Below are 19,187 nucleotides of genomic sequence, written 5' to 3' on the forward strand. Positions count from 1 at the left end.
CGCCCCGGCGATGGGGCTACCGGACGCTCGACCGATTCGTCGTCACCGAGCGTCCACGGAACTCCGCCACCACGTCGCCGAGCTCATCGCGCACGGTCACGTCGTACAGGCCGGTGCGGCCGTTGACCGCGCGCCGCACGGCGGTCGCGCGCAGCGTCTGCCCGGCCGTCGTCGATTTCAGGAAGGTGATGTCGGCGCCCGCGGCGACCGTCACCCGCTCGTCCTCATTGCAGGCGATGGCGAACGCCGTGTCGGCGAGAGCGAACACCAGCCCGCCGTGCGTGATCGCGAAGCCGTTGAGCATGTCGTCGCGGACGAGCATTGACACCACGGCGCGACCCGGCTCGTCGACCTCGACGCCCATGCCGAGCATCGCCGACGCCGCATCGCGCCGCATCATCTCCCTCATGCCGCGACGGGCTCCTTGCGCACCAGCGTCAGCACGTCGTAGGTCGCGACGATGTCGTCGTTCTGGTTGCGGATGACCGCATCCCAGCGCACCTCGCCATACTCGTCGGTCTCGCGCGGCGTGATCTGCTTGGCCGTCAGCTGCACCCGGATGCTGTCGCCCGGCGAGACGGGGGTGATGAAGCGCAGGTTCTCGAGACCGTAGTTCGCCAGCACGGGACCAGGCTCAGGGTCGACGAAGAGCCCCGCCGCCCACGACACGAGCAGGTAGCCGTGCGCCACGCGACCGGGGAAGAACGGGTTGGCGGCCGCCGACTCCTCGTCCATGTGCGCGTAGAAGGTGTCGCCAGTGAAGTGCGCGAACGTCTCGATGTCGTCGAGCGTCACCTCCCTGGCCGCCGAGGCGACCTGGTCGCCGACGCGCAGCTCGGCGAGCGACTTTCGGAACGGATGCCTGCCATCGGCGTTCGCGGTCGCGCCCGCGTGCCATACGCCGGTCAGCGCCGTGAGCATCTCGGGAGAGCCCTGCACGGCCGTGCGCTGCATGTGGTGCAGCACCGCGCGGATGCCCCCGAGCTCCTCGCCGCCGCCGGCGCGACCCGGGCCGCCGTGCACGAGCCCGGGCAGGGGAGAGCCGTGGCCCGTCGACGACCGGGCGTCGTCGCGGTCGAGCAGCAGCATCCGGCCGTTGAAGGGAGCTATGCGTGTCGCGAGCTCGACGGCCTGAGCCGGGTCGTGCGTGGCGATGCTCGTGACCAGCGATCCGCCGCCGCGGGCGACGAGCTCCGCCGCCTCCACGGTCGTCGAGTACGTGAGCAGCGACGACACGGGACCGAACGCCTCGACGTCATGCACGGCCTCGGTCGCCGCGTCGTCGAAGCGCAGCAGCATCGGCGCGACGAAGGCGCCGTCGGGGGCATCTCCGGTCGTGCCGTCCGCGCGACGCACCGACGGGGCGTCGGTGGAACCGACGACGACCTGCCCTCCGGCATCCTGCAGCTTCTGCACCTGCCGCAGCACTTCGTCGCGCTGCGCGGTCGATGCGAGCGGACCCATCGTGACGCCTTCAGCACGGGGATCGCCGAGCACGGTCTTCTCGGCGATGCGCTGCTGCACCGCGGCGACGACGGCGTCGGCGGTGCCCGCGGGAACGATCGCCCTGCGGATCGCCGTGCACTTCTGCCCGGCCTTCGTGGTCATCTCGACGACGAGCTGGCGCACATAGGCGTCGAACTCGGGAGTGCCTGCCACGGCATCCGTGCCGAGCACCGATGCGTTGATCGAGTCGGTCTCTGCGGTGAAGCGCACACCCCCGGTCTGCACGCTCGGGTGCCGGCGCAGCTTCTCGGCCGTCGACGCGCTGCCCGTGAAGCCAACGAGATCGCCGAGGCGCAGATGGTCGAACAGAGTCGGCACGCTGCCGCTGACCAGCTGCAGCGAACCATCGGGAAGCAGCCCTGACTCGACGAGGATGCGAACCATCGCCTCGGCGAGGTATCCGGTGGGCGTCGCCGGCTTCACGAGCGTCGGCATGCCGGCGAGGAAGGCGGGCGCGAGCTTCTCGAGCGAGCCCCACACCGGGAAATTGAACGCGTTGATCTGCACCGCGACGCCGGGCAGGGTCGTGTACACGTGCCGTCCGAGGAAGCTGCCGTCCTTCGACAGCGGTTCGACGGGGCCGTCGACATGCACGCGGCTGTTCGGCAGCTCACGCCTGCCCTTGCCGGAGTACGAGAACAGCACGCCGATGCCGCCGTCGATATCGACCCAGGAGTCGGTCCTCGTGGCTCCGGTGCGAGCCGACAGCGCGTACAGCTCGTCTTTGCGCTCGGTGAGCGCGAGCGCGAACTGCTTGAGCAGCAGCGCCCGCTGGTGGAACGTCAGCTCGGCGAGCGAGGCGTGGCCTGTGGTGCGGGCGTACTCGAGGGCCGCCGCGAGGTCGAGTCCCTCCGTGGACACCCGCGTGATGATCTCGCCGGTCGACGCATCGCGCACCTCGGATCCGTCGCCTCCGGCAGACGGCGTCCACCACTCGCCCTGGACCCAGCTCGGCAGGAAGTCAGTCATCTCTCCTCGTTCCACACGTAGAACCCCTCGCCGCTCTTGCGGCCCAGCCTTCCGGCATCCACCATCCGTCGCAGCAGCTCCGGCGGCTCGAAGCGCGGCCCCAGCTCACGGGCGAGCTCCTCGGCGATGCCGAGGCGCACGTCGAGTCCGACGACGTCGGTCGTGCGCAGCGGCCCCATCGGATGCCGGTAGCCGAGCTCCATGGCTGCGTCGATGTCGGCGGCGTCGCCGACGCCCTCCTCGAGCATCCGGATCGCCTCCAGCCCCAGCAGCACCCCGAGCCTGCTCGACGCGAAGCCGGGGGAGTCGCGGATCACGACCGGGGTCTTGCGCAGGGTCGCCACCCATTCGCGGGCGGCGTCGACGACGGAGCGCTCGGTGCGGGATCCGACCACCAGCTCGACGAGCTTCGACGCGGGAACCGGGTTGAAGAAGTGCAGCCCGAGGAAGCGCTCCGGCCGGGTGAGGGATGCTGCGAGCTCGTCGATCGAGATCGACGACGTGTTCGTGGCGAGCACCGCGTCGCGGGCGACCAGCTGCTCGATGCGGGCGAGAGCCTCGGTCTTGAGCTCTCGGTCCTCCGGCACGGCCTCGATCACCAGACCGGCGGTCGCGAACGTGGCGGGGTCGGTGCTCACCGCGAACGACTCGATCGCGTGCCCGGGATCGGGCAGCTCGCCGCGGTCCACCGACCTGCGGATGCTCGCGAGCACGCGCGCACGTGCGGCATCGGCCGAGGCATCATCGCGCTCGACGAGGCGCACGCGTGCTCCCGCCAGCAGGAACGCGTGCGCTATGCCGGCGCCCATGCGGCCGCCGCCGAGCACTCCCACGGTTCCGGGCACGCTCATCGGTCCTCCTCGGTGGGTGATGGTGGTGTGGTTCGCGGCGGGTCGGTTCGTCGCGCTCGACGCTCGAGGAACTCCGTCATGCGCCGGTGCTTCTCGTCGCTCTCGAACAGCTCGGCCTGCAGCTCGCGTTCGATGTCAGGATGCTCGCGTCGCGGCGCGCGCAGCGCCCGCTTGCTGTGCCGGGTGGCCAGTGGGTCGTTCGCGGCGATGCGGTCGGCCATCGCGTGGGCTGCGTACAGCAGCTCGTCGGCGGGGTGGATGCTCGAGATCAGACCCCAGTGGAGAGCATCGTCGGCGTCGAGGATGCGACCGGTGAGCAGCAGCTCGCTCGCGCGGGCGTGGCCGACGATCTCGGGCAGTCGCCAGGTGGCGCCCGCTGCGGCGATGATGCCGAGACCCGTCTCGGGGTTGCCGATCTTCAGGGTCGGCGATCCGATGCGCAGGTCGGCGGCGTACGCGAGCTCGGCGCCGCCGCCCAGGGCGTAGCCGCTGATCGCCGCGATCACCGGCATCGGCAGCTCGGCGATGCGAATGAAGGCCGTGGCGTTGATCGCGCGTCTCGCGTCCGCTGCGCGGCGGTCGCGCAGCTGCGCGATGTCGGCGCCGGCGGCGAACACCTCGTCGCCGCCGGTGATGATCAGCGTGCGCGGCTGGGCCTCCAGCTCTGAGCAGACGGCGTGCAGCGCGTCGATCATCTCCTGGTCGATGGCGTTGCGCTTGTCCGGCCGGTTCAGCGTCGCCACGACCCGGTCGGTACGGCTCTCGACGAGCAGAGGAGCGCCGGTCACGAGACTCGCTCCACGATCATCGCGGTGCCCTGGCCGACGCCGACGCACATCGTCGCCAGGCCGTAGCGCACGTTCTCGCGCTCCATCCGTCCGAGCAGGGTGACCAGCAGGCGGGAGCCGCTGGAGCCGAGTGGATGCCCGAGGGCGATCGCGCCGCCGTCGGCGTTCACGATCCCGGGGTCGAGCCCGAGGCGGCGGATGCATGCGAGCGACTGCGAGGCGAATGCCTCGTTCAGCTCGACAGCGCCGATGTCGGCGATGCTCAGCCCGGCCTTCTGCAGGGCCTTCTCGGCGGCGGGGACGGGACCGAGGCCCATGATCTCGGGCGCCAGCGCGGCGGTGGCCGACGCGACGATGCGCGCGCGTGGTCGCAGCCGGTGCCGTCGCACGGCATCCGCACCCGCCACGACGATGGCCGAGGCGCCGTCGTTGAGCGAACTGGCGTTGCCGGCCGTCACGACCTCGCCGCCCGCGACCACGGGGCGCAGCGCCGCGAGGGCCTCGAGCGAGGTCTCCCGCCGGGGCCCTTCATCGGTGTCGACGATGCCGCTGCGGCCGGTGTCGACGGCGACGATCTCGGGCGCGAGGCGCCCGGCGTCGATCGCCGCGAGGGCGCTCTGGTGGCTGCGGAGGGCGAAGGCATCGGCATCCGCCCTGCTGATCCCGTCGACGCGCGCGACCTCCTCTGCGGTCTCGGGCATCGAGAAGGTCGCCTTGTCGCGCGCGAGCAGGCGGGGGTGGGCGAAGCGCCAGCCGATCGAGGTGTCGTACGCCTCGCCCGGCTTTCCCCAGGCACGGGCGGGCTTCGCCTGCACCCAGGGAGCGCGGGTCATCGATTCGACGCCCCCGGCGATCATCACCTCTGCATCGCCCGCGCGGATCGCCTGCGATGCGATCGCGATGGCCGTCATTCCCGAAGCGCAGAGGCGGTTGACCGTCAGACCCGGGATGCTGTCGGGCAGCCCCGCGAGCAGCACCGCCATCCTGGCCACGTTGCGGTTGTCCTCGCCGGCCTGGTTCGCGGCCCCGAGGACGACCTCGTCGATGGCATCGGCAGGAAGTCCCGCCCGCGAGACGACCGAGCCGACCACGAGCGCGGCGAGGTCATCGGGCCGCACCGAGGCGAGGGCGCCGCCGTACCGGCCGACCGGGGTGCGCACGCCGTCGACGAGGAACGCGTCTGTCATCAGATCCTCCCGAAGGCCTGCAGTGGATGCTCGATCAGCTCGACCACTCGCCGCAGGAATCCGGCCGTGTAGCCGCCGTCGCAGACGCGGTGATCGAACACGAGCGAGAGCTGGGTCACCCGCCGGACGACGATCTGGCCGTCGACCACCCACGGCCGCTCGATCATGCGGCCGATACCGAGAATCGCGACCTCGGGGTGGTTGATGATCGCCGCCGAGCCGTCGACCCCGAGGCTGCCGTAGTTGTTGAGGGTGAAGGTCGACCCGCGCAGACGCTCGGCCGGCATGCGGCCCTCTTTCGCCGTCGCCGCGAGCTCGCGCAGCTGCGCGTCGAGCTCATCGATCGTCAGCTCGTGAGCCCTGGTGAGCACAGGCACCACCAGGCCGCGCTCGGTGTCGGCGGCGACCCCGAGGTTCACCCCGTCGAAGGCGATGATCTCCGACGCGTCGTCGCTGAGCCGTGACGCGAGCAGAGGGTACTCGCCGAGCGCCATCAGGGTGAAGCGCGCGACGAGCGCGGTGATCGACGGCGCCTTGCCGCCTTCGGGAGCCATGCGCGAGCGCGCCTCCCAGAGCTCGGTCGCGTCGACGTCGACCCACACCGTCGCCTCGGGGATCTCGGCACGGCTGCGGCTCAGCGTCGCGCCGATCGCCTTGCGCATCGGCGAGAGCCTGTCCCGAGAGGCCACGGCGAGTCCGTCCACGGTCTCGCGGGAGGTTCCGGACGCCGGCGCGCCGGTTCCGGATGCCTGCGGCTGCGCTCCTTCGAGCGCGTTCGCCGCGCGCAGGACATCAGCGCGCGTGACCGCCCCGTCGGCTCCCGTCGCCTCGATGCTGCGTACGTCGACACCGAGGTCGCGCGCCAGCCGCCGCACGATGGGCGAGCGCACGGCGACCGTGTGCGTCGCCCTCGCCTGGGACTCGGATCGCGGCTGCGAGGTGCCGGCGGCGGTCGCGTGGGAGGCACGGGCGCGGCGGCGACCGGTCGATGCGCGCTCTGTGGTGCCATAGCCGATCAGCACGTTGCCTGAACCCGCGCGCTCCTCGGACCGGTAGGCCTCTTTCTCGGGGTCGCCCGCTGCCTGCTCCGAGGCCGGGGGAGCGGCATCCGGAGCGGCGTCCGCGACCTCCAGCACCGGAGCGCCGACAGCGATCACATCTCCTGCCTCACCGTGCAGAGCGGTGATCACTCCGGCGAACGGAGAGGGCAGCTCGACCACGCTCTTCGCGGTCTCGACCTCCGCGATCACCTGGTCGGTGGTGATCGTGTCGCCCACCTTCACGAGCCACTGCACGAGGCCGGCCTCGGTGAGGCCCTCACCCAGATCGGGCAGCCGGAACACCTGCGCCGTCGCGGTCGTCATCGTGCCGTCTCCTCGTCGTCAGGGTAGAGCGAGTCGATGGCATCCAGCACCCGATCCGCGTCCGGCAGGTACCAGTGCTCGAGTTTGGGTGGCGCGAACGGCGTGTCGAATCCGGTGACCCGGCGCACCGGGGCCTCGAGGTGCGCGAAGCAGCGCTCGAAGACGCGCGCCTGGATCTCGCTCGCGACGCTCGCGTAGCCCGGGGCTTCTGCGACGACCACCGCGCGGCCCGTGGCGCGCACCGCCGCCGTGACCGTCTCGTCGTCGAAAGGCGAGAGCGAGCGCACGTCGATCACCTGCACGCTGCGGCCCTCTTCTGCGGCGATCTCGGCGGCTTCGAGAGCGACCGGAACCATGGCGGCATAAGCGAGGACGGTCACGTCGGTGCCCTCGCGCGCGATCCGGGCGGTGCCGAGATCGGTGGTGATCGACGTGTCGACCTCGCCCTTCGACCAGTACAGCTTCTTCGGCTCGAGGAAGATCACCGGGTCGGGTGAAGCGATCGCGGCACGCAGCATCGAGTAGGCGTCCTGCGGCGTCGAGGGTGAGACGACCGTGAGCCCCGGCGTGTGCGCGTAGTAGGCCTCGGACGAATCGCAGTGATGCTCGACGCCGCCGATGCCACCGCCGAACGGTATGCGGATGACCAGCGGCATCCGCATCCTTCCCCGCGTGCGGTTGCCGAACTTCGCGACCTGGCTGACCACCTGCTCGAACGCCGGCAGTGCGAACGCGTCGAACTGCATCTCGACCACCGGGCGCATGCCGTTCATCGCCATGCCGACCGCGGTGCCGACGATTCCCGCCTCGGCGAGAGGCGTGTCGAAGCAGCGATCCTCGCCGAAACGCTCGGCGAGTCCGTCGGTGATGCGGAAGACGCCGCCGAGCGCGCCGACGTCCTCGCCGTAGACCACGACCGCCGCATCGTCCTGGATCGCGTCGGCGAGGGCCCGGTTGAGGGCTGCGGCCATGGTCATGGTGCCCACCACGTGCGGGGCGGCGGGCATCTGCCGAACGTCGTGGGCGAGGGTCATGAGCGTTCTCCCGTCTTTGTCAGGGCATCGCGTTCCAGCTCGCTCTGCAGCATCCGCCACTGCTCCTCCAGCTGCGGCGACCGCTCGGCCGTGACGAAGCGGAACAGATCCTCGGGATCGTGCTCCGCATCGGCGTTCAGCGCCGCGCGCAGCTCGGCGGCTATGCCCTCGGCGCCCTCGGCGACGCGCTGCTCGTCTTCGTCGGAGAGTGCGCCCTGCGCGACGAGGTGCGCGCGCAGTCGGGTCAGCGGATCACGTTCGACCCAGGCCTGCACCTCCGCACGCTCCCGGTAGCGGGTGTCGTCGTCGGCGTTGGTGTGCGCCTGCATCCGATACGTGTGGGCCTCGACGAGCGACGGGCCGCCGCCCGAACGAGCGCGCTCGACGGCCTCGCCGAGCACCGCGAGCACGGCCGCCACGTCATTGCCGTCGACGCGCTGACCGGGCATCCCGTATCCGATCGCCTTATGCGCGAGCGACGGCGCGGCGCTCTGCCGCGACAGCGGCACCGAGATCGCGAACTCGTTGTTCTGCACGAAGAACACCACGGGCACGTGGAACACCGCGGCGAAGTTCATCGCCTCGTGGAAGTCGCCCTCGCTCGTGGCTCCGTCGCCGCACAGCGCGAGCACGACGGTGTCCTCGCCGCGCCGCTTGGCCGCCTGCGCGAAGCCGACGGCGTGCAGCAGCTGCGTCGCCAGCGGAGTGGCCTGGGGTGCGACGTGGTGCTCGGCCGGGTCGTATCCGCCATGCCAGTCGCCCTTGAGCAGCACCATGGCGTCGACCGGCGAGACGCCCCGCCCGATCACCGCGACCGAATCGCGATAGGTGGGGAAGAGCCAGTCCCGCTCGCCGAGCACGAGCGCCGCGGCGACCTGGCACGCCTCCTGCCCGTGCGAAGACGGGTAGACCGCGAGCCGCCCCTGGCGGACCAGCGCGCTGGCCTGATCGTTGAGGCGTCGTCCTTCGACGAGCGCGCGATAGGCGGTGCGCAGCCGATCGAGGTCCGGCGCCTGGTAGCGCTCGTCGACCATGCCCTCGCCGTTCTGGTCGATCAGACAGACGGGAGTGTCACGGGGGAGCAGATCGTCATGCATCATCCGGTTCGCCTTCCTTGCCGAACGTGGTGCCCTCAGCATGCCTCCGCTTCTGCAGTCGTCCAACCGATCCAGCAAATTCCTGAACGAATGGTCAACTATTGCGATCGGTGCAGCCAAAGTGTCAGGATGCACTGACAGAACGAGTGCTCCGATGTGACGAAGGAATGCCATGGCCGAGCTGGATGCCACGGATCACGCAATCCTCGCCGAGCTGCGTCGTGACGCGCGCGCATCGATGACGCACATCGCCGAGAGCGTGCACATCTCCCGGGCCGGTGCGCACGCCCGCATCAAGCGGCTCACCGAGACGGGGGTCATCTCGGGCTATACGGTGCGCACCGACCCCGTGCAGCTGGGCCACCACGCATCCGCGTACGTCATGCTCGCGATCGAGCAGGCGAGCTGGCAGGAGGTGCAGGCGCGCCTGCGCGCGATCCCCGAGGTCGAGCACATGGCGCTCGTCGGCGGGGACTTCGACGTCATCCTGCTTGTACGCGCGAGCGACGCGCGAGATCTGCGCCGCATCGTGCTCGAGGACATCCAGGCGATCCCGTCGATCCGCTCGACGCGGACGACCCTGATCTTCGAGGACTTCAGCCGCGAATGACGGTCACGACAACGTCAGGGTGAAGCCGTCCTCGGCGGCGGTGACGCTCACCTGCGTGAGATCGGCGACGGAGTAGGTGGCTCCGTGCGAGGCAGCGTGAGCACCGACGCCGATGACGCGCATCCCCGCGGCGAGCCCAGCCTGGACTCCCGCCTCGGAGTCCTCGAACACGACGCAGTCGGCCGGATCTATGCCCAGCGTCGAGGCCGCCGTCAGGAACCCCTCCGGGTGGGGCTTGGAATCGGTGACGCTCTCGGCCGTGATCGCCAGAGCCGGCACGGTGAGCCCGGCGGCCTGCATCCGCGCCGTCATCAGCGGCACGTTCGCCGAGGTGACGATCGCGTGCGGCAGCTCGCGCAGCGCGTCGAGGAAGGCCGCGGCTCCCGCGATCTCGACCACGCCCTCGACGTCTCCGCTCTCTCGCGCCAGCATCTCGTCGTTCTCGCGCAGGTTTATGGCGTGGTCGCGGTCGGGGAGCATGATCGCCATGCTCTGGTGCCCCTGACGCCCGTGCACGACACTCAGCACCTGCGCCGGATCGAGGCCGTGCGGCTTCGCCCACTCGAGCCACAGCCGCTCGACGACGGCGGTGGAGTCGACGAGCGTGCCGTCCATGTCGAGCAGCACGGCGCGGGCGTGAAGAGTGTGAGGCATGAGGCCAGGCTATCCGTGCATCCCGGACCGGCGGCCACCCTGGTCCTAGAGTTGGCGTGGAGCGGCCGCTGAGGGCGGTCGAACGCGAATGCGAGAGCTGAGAGTCCGCGCCGCGACGGCGCTGAAGGTCGTCAGGCGCCTCGCGCGATCCGGCGAATCGATCGAGACCGCCGCGCTGATCGCCGGTGCAGCGGCGTTCATCCTCGGATTCCCGATCTCGTGGCTGATCTTCGCCGGATCGCAGCTGTCGATCACCGGACCGGGGTCGATCGGCTGGTACGCAGCCGTCGGCGGGGCGGTCGTCGCGGGGCTGGCCTTCGCTCTCGGGCGGCTCGCGGTGCGCCCGGACGGAGGCAGCCGCGACCAGCAGCGCGACGGCTTCGTCGGACCGCCCGACAGGCTGCGCTGGTACGACCTGTTCGCGATCGGCGCCGCTTACGCCTCGATCGCCCTGCTCGGGTGGCTCGGCATCGCGCAGCTGCTCGAGCTCAGCTTCATCGGGGCCCCCGTCTACCCGTTCCCCGGCGCGATCCTCGTCGGCGTCGCCTTCGCGCTCACGGCATACGTGGCCTTCCTCGGGGCGCTGAGGCTGACGCCGATGTCGCTGTCGATGGACCTCGCGATCTTCCTCGTCGTCGGGGCGTTCTCGGCGATGCTCACGTCGAGCGATCCCCAGTGGTGGCAGAACAACCTCTCGGCGCTGGGGCAGAGCAGCAACAGCGCGGCGCCCGCGTTCAACGTCACCCTGATCCTGTCGGGCACCATCGTCACGACCATCGCGCGTTACGCCACAGCGGGTCTGCCCTTCGGCTCGCCGGCAGAGCGCCGCTCACGCCGGCTCACCCGGGGCGGACTCGTGATCGTGGGCATCTTCCTCGCACTCGTGGGCGTGTTCCCCGTCGACCGGTTCTTCGTCCTGCACAACACGGTCGCCACCGGCATGGCGGTCGTGTACGCGCTGCTCGTGTGCGCGCTGCCGAAGCTGCTGCCGGGCCTGCCGAAGGTGTTCTACGCTCTCGGCTACATCTACGTCGGGGTGGTCGCACTGCTCGGCGTGTTCTTCGCCACCGGCTACTACAACCTCACCGCCGTCGAGCTGATCGCCGGTGTGCTCATCTTCAGCTGGATCATCGTGTTCCTGCGCACGGTGAGCGTCGCGGTCACGCCGTCGGATGCCGTCGGCGACACCTCGCAGCGGGATGCCCTGGCCTGACGCCTCGCCGGCGCCGGCGATTCACGACAGCAGGGCGACCACCGCGATCGCGCCGATCACGATGATCAGGGCGCGCAGCAGCCAGCCGGGCAGGCGGCGGCCGATCATGGCGCCCAGCGCGGAGCCGGCCAGCGATCCGACCGCGATCGTCGCGATCGCGACCCACGGCAGCGGGCCCGCGAAGATGAAGATCACGCTCGCCACCGCGCCCGCGACAGTCTGCAGCACGTTCTTCATGGCGTTGACGCGCTGCAGGTTCTCTCCCGTGGTGAGCTCGAGGAAGCCCACGATCAGCACACCCTGCGCCGCGCCGAAGTAGCCACCGTAGACACCGGTGCCGAAGATGAGCGGGAACTGCAGCCAGCCAGGCCACAGGCCGCCCGGCCGTGACACGATCGAGCGGCGGTTCATCAGGGGCTGGATCGCGACGAGAGCGCAGCCGATCACGATCAGCACGGGAGCGACGATGCGGAAGACCTCGGCCGGCAGCACGAGCAGTGCCAGAGCGCCGATGACCGCGCCGATCGCGGTGAGCATCACGAGCGGCAGCAGCGGCCGCCAGTGCCCTCGCAGCTCCCGGCGATAGCCGACGACCCCGCCGATGTTGCCGATCGCCAGGCCGACCGTGTTGGCCATGTTCGCGGCCACCGGCGGCAGCCCGAGCGCCAGCAGGGTGGGGAAGACGATCAGGCTCCCCGACCCGACGACCGTGTTGATGACGCCGGCACCGAGGGCGGCGAGGGCCAGCAGGGCCAGTTCGAGAAGGGAGAAATCGGTGATCATCTGTTCAGCTCGTTCGTTAAGAATCGGGTTTCATGACTCAGAGACAGTCTGGCCGATTCTGCATGCCGGAATCGTCCTCTCGCTCCGAACGCCACCCTTTAGCCTGATTGAGGCGGATCCGCCCCCCTCAATCACCGCAGCGCCTGACCCGATGGCGCTCGAGCATCACGCAAGGACGCACATGGACGATGTCGTGACACACCGCGACGACTGGAAGGCACGTGAAGAGCTGGCAGAGCGGATGATCCCGCTCATCGGCGGACTCAACCGGGAGCGCGATGTCGTGACATCGCTGCACGGGCACCGGCTGCTCGGTCTCTCGACCACCGGCATCCTCGAGGTGCACGAGCGGGTGGCTCAGCTCGGCCATCAGCAGATCGCCCTCACCGACACGCTCGCCGTGCTCGAGGCACTTCGCGACCTGGCGCCCGGCGCCTCGTCTCTCGACGTCGCCCGCCTCATCGAGGGCCACGCCGAGAGCGGCGACGACCTCGCCGTCTACCTGCGGAACACGCTCGCTCCCGCCCTCGGCGCCGAGCTGTCCGAGCCCGTCGACGTGGTCCTGTACGGCTTCGGTCGCATCGGACGCCTGCTCGCCCGCATCATCATCGCCCACACCGGCGGCGGCAGCGGCCTGCGCCTGCGCGCCATCGTCGTGCGCCGCGGCTCTGACAACGACATCGTGAAGCGGGCGTCGCTGCTGCTGCGCGACTCGGTGCACGGCCGCTTCGCCGGCACGGTCACGGTCGACGAGGAGAACTCGCAGATCATCGCCAACGGAAACCGCATCCAGATGATCTACTCCGACGACCCGGCCACCGTCGACTACACCGCGTACGGCATCGACGACGCGATCATCGTCGACAACACCGGCCGCTGGCGCGACGAAGAAGGTCTCAGCCGCCACCTGCAGGCGAAGGGCGCAGCCCGCGTTCTGCTCACCGCCCCCGGCAAGGGCGAGCTGAAGAACATCGTGCACGGCATCAACGACGGCACCATCGAGCCCGGCGACCGCATCCTGTCGGCCGCATCCTGCACGACCAACGCGATCACCCCTGTTCTCGCCGCCATGGACGAGGCCTACGGCATCGTCCGCGGTCACGTCGAGACCGTGCACTCGTTCACGAACGATCAGAACCTGATCGACAACTTCCACAAGGGCGACCGCCGCGGCCGTTCGGCGGTGCTGAACATGGTCATCACCGAGACCGGTGCCGCGAAGGCCGTCTCGCGAGCGCTGCCGCAGCTCGCGGGCAAGCTCACCGGCTCCGCGATCCGCGTGCCGACGCCCGACGTGTCGCTGGCTGTGCTGCACCTCACGCTCGAGAACCCCGCCACCAAGGACGAGCTCAACGACTACCTGCGTCGGGCCTCGCTGCACTCCAAGCTGCGTCAGCAGATCGACTACGTCGAGAGCCCCGAGGTCGTCTCGACAGACTTCGTCGGCTCGCACCGCGCGGGCATCGTCGACGGTCTCGCGACCATCGCGAACGACAAGGACGTCGTGCTCTACGTCTGGTACGACAACGAGTACGGCTACTCGTGCCAGGTCGTGCGCGTGCTCGAGGTGATGGCGGGAACGCATCCGGTCGTGCTGCCCGCACGTCGCGAGGTCACGCTGCACGCCTGATCGCACTGGCGACGGACGGAGGCCGCGGGCGATCATGGAGATATGGATCCCCGCGGCCTTCTCGCTGCCCGCCTGAGCTCGCACCGGCTGACCGCGCCTGCGGCGACGATCGTCGACGCGGCACGGCACATGCTGGCCGTGCAGAGCCAGGACCTCCTGGCTGGCCGATGGGCGCTGGGCGTGCGCACCAGGAAATCGCCCACTCTCGATGCCGCCGACGCGGCGTTCGCGCGGGGAGAGCTGGTGCGCGCGTGGACGCAGCGCGGCACCCTGCACATCATCCCCGCTCGCGATCTCGCGTGGGTGCTCTCGGTGACCGCCGATCGTCAGCGGCAGCAGGCCGCAGGGCGGCACCGCGCACTGGGGATCGACGGAGACGTGCTCGACGCCGCCTGGAGAGTCATCGGTCCGTCTGCGCGCGACGGCGGATGCACGAGAGCCGAGATCTTCGCCCTTCTGCAGTCGGCGGGCATCGATCCGACGGGGCAACGGGGCGTCCATCTGCTCTTCGCGCTCACCGTCGCCGGACTCATCTGCCAGGGCCCGATCGAGGGAGGGCGGTCGTCCGGAGGAAGAGGCCCGATCGCGCGCGAGCAGCGGTTCGTCGCCGTCGAGGAGTGGATCGCCGCACCGGCGCATCCCGACGATCCGCTCGCCGAGCTGTTCGTGCGCTACGTCGACGGTCACGGACCGGCCGGCGTGCGAGATTTCGCGTGGTGGTCGGGTTTGACCATCGGAGCAGCGCATGATGCGGCCGAACGCGCGGCCGGCCGGGTCCGCGAGGTCGACCACGGCCTCTTCGCCGCGCTGCGCGCACCCCGGCGAAGCCTCGACGAGGCGACGGCGTTCGCGCTGCCGGCATTCGACGAGTACTACATCTCGTACGCCGACCGCACCCCTGTGTGCGATGCCCATCGGCTCGACACCGTCGGGCCGGGCAAGAACGGCATGGTCCGTCCGACGCTCGTCGAGCGGGGCCGCGTGGCCGGGGTCTGGTCGCACGCCGATGCCACGCGAGGGGCGCCGGCCGAGCTGTTCGATCCGGATGCGGACCCCGCGGCAGCGGCATCCGCCCTCGCGCGGTTCACGCGCTTCGTCGGCGACTGAGCCGCCGCCGGTCGTCACGCGTCCGTCAGTCCCGTCGGAATCCTTGGACCGGATGCCCTGCCCGAGGCGTGTCCCGCCGGGACGCGCCGTCGTCTGCTCGGCCCGTCCGGCATCTCCGACGTCGATCCCGTGCCTTGGCATGATGGACGGGTGCCGAGCTACTTCCTGCGCCTGTCCGAGACCTCTTTCGAACCCACCCAGCACGTCGGCGGGGCGTGGAATCCCGATGAGCAGCACGTCGCTCCCGTGCTCGGCCTGCTCGCCCATCTGGTCGAAGCCGAGCACGGCCGACGCCGGCCGGAGACGCCCCTGGCGCTCGCCAGGACGAACTTCGACATACTCGGCGTGATCCCCATGGACGCGTTCGACGTCGACGTGCGCGTGCTGCGGCCCGGGCGCACGATCGAACTGGTCGAGGCGACGCTCACGCATGGCGGCCGCGCGGCGCTCGTGCTTCGCGCCTGGATGCTGCAGCAGGGTGACACATCGGCGCTCTCCGGCAGCCCTCTGCCGCAGATGCCGCCGCGCGAGACGCTGCCGGAGTGGTCGCCGGCAGACGTCTGGCCCGGCGGCGCGATCCGCTCGATCGACGCCAGGCGCGAGCACATCGCACCAGGGCGTGCTCGTTGCTGGATCCGCCCCCGGCATCCGCTTCTCGCCGATGAGCCGGTCTCGAACCGGGCCCGGATGCTGGGCATGACCGACTTCGCCAACGGCATCGCCACGCGTGTCGCGCCCGAGGCCGCGCTCTACCCGAACGTCGACCTGACGGCCAGCATCTTCCGCGAGCCCGCCGGCGAATGGTTCGGCCTCGATACCTCGGTGTCGTTCGGCTCCGACGGCACCGGTCTCACCGAATCGGTGCTCAGCGATGAGAACGGACCGCTCGGCACCGTCTCGCAGACGCTCACCGTGCGCCCGCGAGTCGGCTGAGCGCGCTCAGCGACGCATCACTCGCCGGCGTGGCTGTCGAGGAACGCGTACACCTCGCTGTCGTCGACGCCGGGGAACGCACCACGAGGGAGTGGACGGAACATGTGCGTGTGCACGCGCGCACTCGGCCAGGCGCGCCCTTCCCACCTCTGGCTGACGGAGGCTGAGGCGCGGCGGCAGCACGATTCGTCGGGACACGTCGACTGCGCGCGGTTCTGCGTCTCGCGACCGCGCCACCAGCGCGCATCGTCGAACGGCACGCCGACGGTGACGGAGAAGCCCCCGTCGGTCGATGAGCCGGTCTGCGTGGCGCACCAGAACGTGCCCGATGGAGTGTCGGTGTACTGGTAGTGCTCGGTGGTGCGGTTGCGCTGCTCGAAGGCGGCGCGCGCGCCGAACCGCCGGCACGCGGGCTGACCCTCCACCGCCCCCGTGACGTCCATCGGCAGCGGCAGGTCGTCGTTCTCGTAGACCCGGGTGATGGCGCCGGTCTCATCGACGCGCAGGAAGTGCAGCCGCATGTCCAGGTGATGGGTCATCAGGTTGGTCATGCGCATGCCGGCGGCTTCGTGCGTGACGCCGAACGCGTCGCGGAAGTCCTCGACGGCCAGGTTGCGATCCTTCTTCGCCTGCTGCAGGAACGCGACGCCGGCTGTCTCGGGGATGAGGCAGCACGCGGCGAAGTAGTTGATCTCCAGGCGCTGCTGCAGGAAGTCGGCGTAGTCGGTCGGGGGCGTGTGACCGAGTATCCGGTGCGCCATGGCCTGGAGGGCCATGGATCGCAGGCCGTGGCCGCCCGGGATGGAGGCAGGGGGAAGGTAGATGCGGCCGTGCTCGAGGTCGGTGATCGAGCGCGTCGAGTGCGGCAGGTCGTCGGCGTAGATCAGCTCGAAGCCGAGCTTGGCTGCCATCAGCGTCACCGTGCGGTGCGTGAGCGCGCCTGACACGTGGCCGGCGGCCTTGAGATGCTTCTCGGCGAGAGCCTCGATCTCGGGCAGGTAGTTGTCGCGCGCCCGGGCGGTGAGGCGCATCTCTGTATTGGCGCGGCGCGCCTCCTCCGGAGTCGCGATCGCCTCGGTCTCCCGGCGATGCAGCTCACGGTGCAATCCGAGGATCGCCTCGATGGTCTCGTCGCTCATGGTCTTCGAGACGCGGACACCGGCGATGCCGAGCTGGCGGAAGATGGGACTCGACTGCGCCCGTTCCAGCTCGATCTCGAGGGCCGCGCGCCGGTTCGGCGGCTCTCCCGAGATCAGGTCCGCGACATCGGTGCCGCACGCCTCGGCGATGGCCTGCAGCAGCGAGAGCTTCGGCTCGCGCTTGCCGTTCTCGATGAGGCTCAGCTGCGAGCCGGCGATGCCGACCTTCGCACCCAGCTCGTCGAGCGTGAGATTCCTCGCGGTGCGGTGATGCCGGATGCGATGCCCGAGAGTGCTGAGTTCAAGTCCGCTGGTGGCCATTCCTTGATCATATCCGAAACTTTGCATTTTCTTTCAAGCCGATTGCGCCGCAAACAGCGCAAAACCTCGCGGAAGATAGAGATACCGCAATGCTTGAAGGAGCTCACACATGGCACTCGCCGAGACGTTCACCCCGCAGACAGCATCCGCCGCGCCGGCGCGGAGCTACGGGGACGTGCCCGCGTACGACACTCCGGCGATGGCCGAGCTGCGCGCGTGGGTCGACGGCATCGCCGCGCTGACCCAGCCCGAGCGGGTGCACTGGATCGACGGGTCGCGCGCGGAGAACGACGCGCTGCTGCACGAGCTCGTCGACGAGGGCAAGCTCATCAAGCTCAACCCCGAGTGGCGCCCCGGTTCGTACCTCGCCCGCTCGCACCCCAGCGATGTCGCCCGCACCGAGGGGCGCACGTTCATCGCGTCCGAGAATGAGAGCGACGCCGGGCCGACCAACAACTGGGCCGACCCCGCCGTCATCCGCGAGACGCTGAACGGCCTGTTCGAGGGCTCGATGCGCGGACGCACGATGTACGTCGTCCCCTTCTCGATGGGGCCCGTGGGTGGCAAGCTGTCGCACATCGGCGTGCAGGTCACCGACAGCGCCTACGCCGTGGCATCCATCGGCATCATGACCCGCGTCGGCGACGCGGTCACCCGCCAGATCGCCGATGGTGCCCCGTGGGTCAAGACCGTCCACTCGGTGGGCGCTCCGCTCGAGCCGGGCGAGCCCGATGTCGAGTGGCCGTGCAACGACGAGAAGTACATCGTGCACTTCCCCGAAACGCTCGAGGTCTACTCCTACGGCTCCGGTTACGGCGGCAATGCCATCCTCGCCAAGAAGTGCTTCGCGCTGCGCATCGCCTCCGTGATCGCGCGCGACGAGGGCTGGCTGGCAGAGCACATGCTGCTCATCCGCGTCACCGACCCCCAGGGCCGCGCGCACCACGTCGCCGCCGCCTTCCCCTCGGCCTGCGGAAAGACCAACCTTGCCATGCTGCGCCCGACCATTCCCGGCTGGAAGGTCGAGACGCTGGGCGACGACATCGTCTGGATCCGTCCCGGCGAAGACGGGCGCATGTACGCGATGAACCCCGAGGCCGGCTTCTTCGGCGTCGCGCCGGGCACCGGCGAGTCCACCAACGTGACGGCCGTCGAGACGCTGTGGGGGAACACGATCTTCACGAACGTCGCTCTGCGCCCCGACGGCGACGTCTGGTGGGAGGGGCTCACCGACACTCCTCCGGCCGAGCTCATCGACTGGCAGGGCAAGCCGTGGACTCCCCAGTCCGAGGGCCCGGCCGCGCACCCCAACTCGCGGTTCACGGTCGCGGCGGCGCAGTGCCCGCAGATCGCCGACGACTGGGAGAACCCAGAGGGCGTGCCGCTCGACGTCATCCTGTTCGGCGGCCGCCGTGCGAGCAACGTGCCACTCGTCGTCGAGGCGACCGACTGGAGCCATGGCGTCTTCATCGGCTCGACGATCTCGTCGGAGCGCACTGCGGCAGCCGAGGGCACGCTCGGAGAGCTGCGCCGTGACCCGTTCGCCATGCTGCCCTTCTGCGGTTACAACATGGGCGACTACTTCGGTCACTGGCTGAACGTCGGCCGGGGGCTGCGCTTCGACCGTGCGCCGCGGATCTTCCAGGTGAACTGGTTCCGTCGCGGCGCGGACGGCCGCTTCCTGTGGCCTGGCTTCGGCGACAACTCGCGCGTGATCGACTGGATCATCCGTCGCATCTCGGGCGAGGTCGACGCCGTCGACAGCCCGATCGGCCGTCTGCCGAAGCGCGAGGACCTCAACCTCGAAGGTCTTGATATCACCGACGCCGATCTCGATGAGCTGTTCGACGTCGACATCGACGCCTGGCTCGCCGAGGCGGACTCGACGGAGAAGTTCTACGCCATGTTCGGCGACGCGCTGCCCGCGGCGCTGCGCAGCGAGCTGGAGGCCCTGCGCTACCGGCTCAACGCCGCGCGCTGAGCGCTCGAGCTTCTTCGGTA

17 protein-coding genes are annotated in these 19,187 nt (G+C 70.0%); 6 read left to right on the forward strand and 11 right to left on the reverse strand.

The genetic code is table 11. The features are described from left to right. Positions 1–16: 16 nt before the first annotated feature. From paaI to pdhA, 8 genes are read right to left on the reverse strand one after another with little or no spacing between them, the layout of a single operon-like run. Entirely contained in the window at positions 17–409 is a 393-nt protein-coding gene (gene paaI / locus JOE67_RS12685; RefSeq protein ID WP_204975904.1) for a hydroxyphenylacetyl-CoA thioesterase PaaI, read from the reverse strand. Continuing rightward, complete coding sequence (gene paaZ, locus JOE67_RS12690) at positions 406–2,475, reverse strand: phenylacetic acid degradation bifunctional protein PaaZ (protein WP_204975905.1); 2,070 nt, start codon at positions 2,473–2,475, stop codon at positions 406–408. Before paaZ ends, paaI begins: the two co-directional genes overlap by 4 nt. Continuing rightward, positions 2,472–3,326, reverse strand: a complete 855-nt coding sequence (locus JOE67_RS12695) for a 3-hydroxyacyl-CoA dehydrogenase family protein (RefSeq protein ID WP_204975906.1) — start codon at positions 3,324–3,326, stop codon at positions 2,472–2,474. Before JOE67_RS12695 ends, paaZ begins: the two co-directional genes overlap by 4 nt. Next, positions 3,323–4,114 (reverse strand): enoyl-CoA hydratase-related protein, encoded by a 792-nt coding sequence (locus JOE67_RS12700; RefSeq protein ID WP_204975907.1) that lies wholly within the window; start codon positions 4,112–4,114, stop codon positions 3,323–3,325. Before JOE67_RS12700 ends, JOE67_RS12695 begins: the two co-directional genes overlap by 4 nt. Beyond that, entirely contained in the window at positions 4,111–5,301 is a 1,191-nt protein-coding gene (locus JOE67_RS12705) for a thiolase family protein (RefSeq protein WP_204975909.1), read from the reverse strand. The genes JOE67_RS12700 and JOE67_RS12705 overlap by 4 nt, the downstream gene beginning before the upstream one ends. Beyond that, entirely contained in the window at positions 5,301–6,665 is a 1,365-nt protein-coding gene (locus JOE67_RS12710) for a dihydrolipoamide acetyltransferase family protein (protein ID WP_204975910.1), read from the reverse strand. Before JOE67_RS12710 ends, JOE67_RS12705 begins: the two co-directional genes overlap by 1 nt. Beyond that, positions 6,662–7,699, reverse strand: coding sequence for an alpha-ketoacid dehydrogenase subunit beta (locus JOE67_RS12715; RefSeq protein WP_204975912.1), 1,038 nt, complete (start codon positions 7,697–7,699; stop codon positions 6,662–6,664). Before JOE67_RS12715 ends, JOE67_RS12710 begins: the two co-directional genes overlap by 4 nt. Then, positions 7,696–8,799 (reverse strand): pyruvate dehydrogenase (acetyl-transferring) E1 component subunit alpha, encoded by a 1,104-nt coding sequence (gene pdhA / locus JOE67_RS12720; RefSeq protein ID WP_204975913.1) that lies wholly within the window; start codon positions 8,797–8,799, stop codon positions 7,696–7,698. The genes JOE67_RS12715 and pdhA overlap by 4 nt, the downstream gene beginning before the upstream one ends. Before the next feature lie 169 nt (positions 8,800–8,968). On the opposite strand from pdhA, the gene JOE67_RS12725 reads away from it, so the two are divergent. Continuing rightward, entirely contained in the window at positions 8,969–9,406 is a 438-nt protein-coding gene (locus JOE67_RS12725; protein WP_204975915.1) for an Lrp/AsnC family transcriptional regulator, read from the forward strand. A gap of 3 nt (positions 9,407–9,409) precedes the next feature. On the opposite strand, the gene JOE67_RS12730 is transcribed toward JOE67_RS12725, so the two are convergent. Further along, positions 9,410–10,060 (reverse strand): HAD-IA family hydrolase, encoded by a 651-nt coding sequence (locus tag JOE67_RS12730; protein WP_204975916.1) that lies wholly within the window; start codon positions 10,058–10,060, stop codon positions 9,410–9,412. Positions 10,061–10,148: 88 nt separating this feature from the next. On the opposite strand from JOE67_RS12730, the gene JOE67_RS12735 reads away from it, so the two are divergent. Next, positions 10,149–11,273: a DUF998 domain-containing protein gene (locus JOE67_RS12735; protein WP_204975917.1), complete on the forward strand. Its 1,125-nt coding sequence runs from the start codon at positions 10,149–10,151 to the stop codon at positions 11,271–11,273. 21 nt (positions 11,274–11,294) lie between these two features. On the opposite strand, the gene JOE67_RS12740 is transcribed toward JOE67_RS12735, so the two are convergent. Then, on the reverse strand, positions 11,295–12,056 hold the full coding sequence (locus tag JOE67_RS12740) for a sulfite exporter TauE/SafE family protein (RefSeq protein ID WP_204975919.1): 762 nt from the start codon (positions 12,054–12,056) through the stop codon (positions 11,295–11,297). A 181-nt stretch (positions 12,057–12,237) separates the two neighbouring features. Here JOE67_RS12740 and JOE67_RS12745 point away from each other — a divergent pair, with 181 nt between their 5' ends. The 3 genes from JOE67_RS12745 to JOE67_RS12755 all read left to right on the forward strand — a co-directional run bounded on the left by JOE67_RS12745 (position 12,238) and on the right by JOE67_RS12755 (position 15,726). Then, positions 12,238–13,686, forward strand: a complete 1,449-nt coding sequence (locus tag JOE67_RS12745) for a glyceraldehyde-3-phosphate dehydrogenase (RefSeq protein WP_204975921.1) — start codon at positions 12,238–12,240, stop codon at positions 13,684–13,686. A 42-nt stretch (positions 13,687–13,728) separates the two neighbouring features. Beyond that, entirely contained in the window at positions 13,729–14,793 is a 1,065-nt protein-coding gene (locus JOE67_RS12750; protein ID WP_204975922.1) for a winged helix DNA-binding domain-containing protein, read from the forward strand. A gap of 150 nt (positions 14,794–14,943) precedes the next feature. Next, positions 14,944–15,726 carry an acyl-CoA thioesterase domain-containing protein gene (locus JOE67_RS12755; protein WP_204975923.1) on the forward strand — a complete coding sequence of 261 codons (783 nt, stop codon included), beginning with the start codon at positions 14,944–14,946 and terminating at the stop codon, positions 15,724–15,726. A gap of 17 nt (positions 15,727–15,743) precedes the next feature. On the opposite strand, the gene JOE67_RS12760 is transcribed toward JOE67_RS12755, so the two are convergent. Continuing rightward, positions 15,744–17,186, reverse strand: a complete 1,443-nt coding sequence (locus JOE67_RS12760; protein WP_204975924.1) for a helix-turn-helix domain-containing protein — start codon at positions 17,184–17,186, stop codon at positions 15,744–15,746. Positions 17,187–17,295: 109 nt separating this feature from the next. Between JOE67_RS12760 and JOE67_RS12765 the strand changes: the two genes are divergently transcribed. After that, complete coding sequence (locus JOE67_RS12765; RefSeq protein ID WP_204975925.1) at positions 17,296–19,167, forward strand: phosphoenolpyruvate carboxykinase (GTP); 1,872 nt, start codon at positions 17,296–17,298, stop codon at positions 19,165–19,167. Positions 19,168–19,187: the final 20 nt, after the last annotated feature.

It is taken from the genome of Microbacterium esteraromaticum, from assembly GCF_016907315.1.
GTDB lineage: Bacteria > Actinomycetota > Actinomycetes > Actinomycetales > Microbacteriaceae > Microbacterium > Microbacterium esteraromaticum.